At 62.1% G+C, this 1,737-nt stretch carries 3 protein-coding genes; 2 read left to right on the top strand and 1 reads right to left on the bottom strand.

The annotated features are described in order from the left end of the window. On the top strand, positions 1 to 195 hold a 195-nt coding region (locus tag AC06FE_RS19515; protein WP_478073988.1), incomplete at its 5' end, for a hypothetical protein. A gap of 2 nt (positions 196 to 197) precedes the next feature. On the opposite strand, the gene AC06FE_RS19510 is transcribed toward AC06FE_RS19515, so the two are convergent. After that, positions 198 to 470: a hypothetical protein gene (locus AC06FE_RS19510; RefSeq protein ID WP_478073987.1), complete on the bottom strand. Its 273-nt coding sequence runs from the start codon at positions 468 to 470 to the stop codon at positions 198 to 200. A 104-nt stretch (positions 471 to 574) separates the two neighbouring features. Here AC06FE_RS19510 and AC06FE_RS19505 point away from each other — a divergent pair, with 104 nt between their 5' ends. Next, positions 575 to 1,603, top strand: a complete 1,029-nt coding sequence (locus tag AC06FE_RS19505) for a replication initiation factor domain-containing protein (RefSeq protein WP_478073986.1) — start codon at positions 575 to 577, stop codon at positions 1,601 to 1,603. Positions 1,604 to 1,737: the final 134 nt, after the last annotated feature.

Genomic DNA, 1,737 nt, shown 5'->3' with positions numbered 1-1,737 from the left:
ACCTACGAGATTGAACAGCGCATCGGCCACGGCGAGTGGACGCCGAAATGCCGCTATGGCCGCGATGACGCATGGGCTGTTGCCCGCGCTCGCTGGTGGAATGCGCTGCTGCGTGGCCGTCGTTCCTACCGTGTTGTGGCCGTCCTCGGCAGCACCCGGACCGTCGTTTATGGCGAGGGCGCGAGCTATGCGTGATATCAGTTTCTACCTCGGGCAGCAGGGTGGTGTTCTGCTGCGTTCATTGCTTGAAGATCGCGAATCGCGGTCATTGTTTGCGTCACCACGTGTGCGCGAATCGCATTCAAGCCGCTGCCGTCGTTCATCTGAGTCGCGACTCGGTCAAGTAATCGAAGCGCAGCATCGCTTTGCTCTTGGGAAGCCAAAAGCATGAAGAGCGTTGCATTGGTAGTGCACAGCGCATCGAGTGCAGCTCCGAACTGGTCGGCATCGATCATCGGGGGCTTGGGCATGGTCTCTCTCCGCAGTTTTGGGGAGCGTCATTATGGTTGATGCCGGGGCTTCGGTACTCCCCTCGTCTAACAGGGGAGTCAGTGAAACTGAACGGATCGGGGTGGTGATCGACTGGATGGCTGCGGCGGTTGATCTTCTTTCCGTCCTTGACGCTCGCGGGATGGCTGACGACCCGAAGGCCATCATTGAAGATCTCGACGGTCCCGTGGGGAACTGCGCGCGTCCCGTCGCCCAGGCACTGGCCGATCACTTCTTTCCCGGCATCTTCGAACTGGGCGAGCCTACCCGTGGCCGGTTCTACAACTGGCGCGTCTCGTTGCAGGCCGGTGGTGAGCATGTGGGCCTGTTGGAGTTCGGCGGGTTGGTCACGGTCCGCAAGGACGGAACGAATACCGCTCGGTTGGAGCTCACGGGCAATGGCTGCCGCCTGTACGAGGCCAGCAGTGGCGATGACCATGCGCAGCGGTGGTCGTCGCTCGCTTCACTGCTGGGCGCATGCGATGCGCGCCTGACGCGCGTCGATATTGCGGCAGACGATTTCCTCGGTCAGTGGCCGGTGCAGTGGGCCATTGAGCGCTACAACGAAGGCAGCTTCGACAAGCGCGGCCAGCGGCCTAAAGCGCGGCTGATCGATGACATGGGCAACAACACCGGCAAGACCTTTTACGTCGGCAGCCGCAAGTCGGAAAACCAGCTTCGCGTCTACGAGAAAGGCAAGGAACAGGGTGATCAAACGTCGCCATGGGTGCGCTACGAAGGCGAGTTCCACGCCAGCCAGCGCCGTGAGCTTGTCCTGGACATGCTGGTTGATCCGGCCCCGTACCTCGTAGGTGCATACCCGGTGCTTGACTTCGTCGGCGGCATTGGCGAACGCCTGCGCATCGCCACCGAGAAGCTGCTTGCCAACTGCAAGCGCGCCGTCATGCATTTCCGCCGCCAGTACGGCCCGATGGTCAACGCGATGTTGCACGCCAGTGGTGGCGACGAAGCAACGCTCGCACGCCTGATTGTCGGCACTGCCCGCGCCAGTCTGCCGCCGTGGTGTCCGCGTCCTGAGGACGCCGCCCAGCTGCTCACCGCAATCCTTTTCGCCCCTTCGGGGCATATCGAAGCCCAGAAAGGGCAGGAGTGAGTCATGAGTCTGTTGATCGAAGTTCGCAACGAAGTCATCGAAGGCAAGCACGGCACCAGCCGCAAGACGGGCAGGCCGTACAGCATCTTCGAGCAGCCGGCGTTCGTGTCGCTGCCGAGCGGTGAAACCCGCCG

This window comes from Stenotrophomonas sp. Steno-C18 (genome assembly GCF_056393195.1).
Note: the sequence above shows the minus strand (reverse complement) of the source record. Positions and strands in the feature narration are given on the sequence as shown.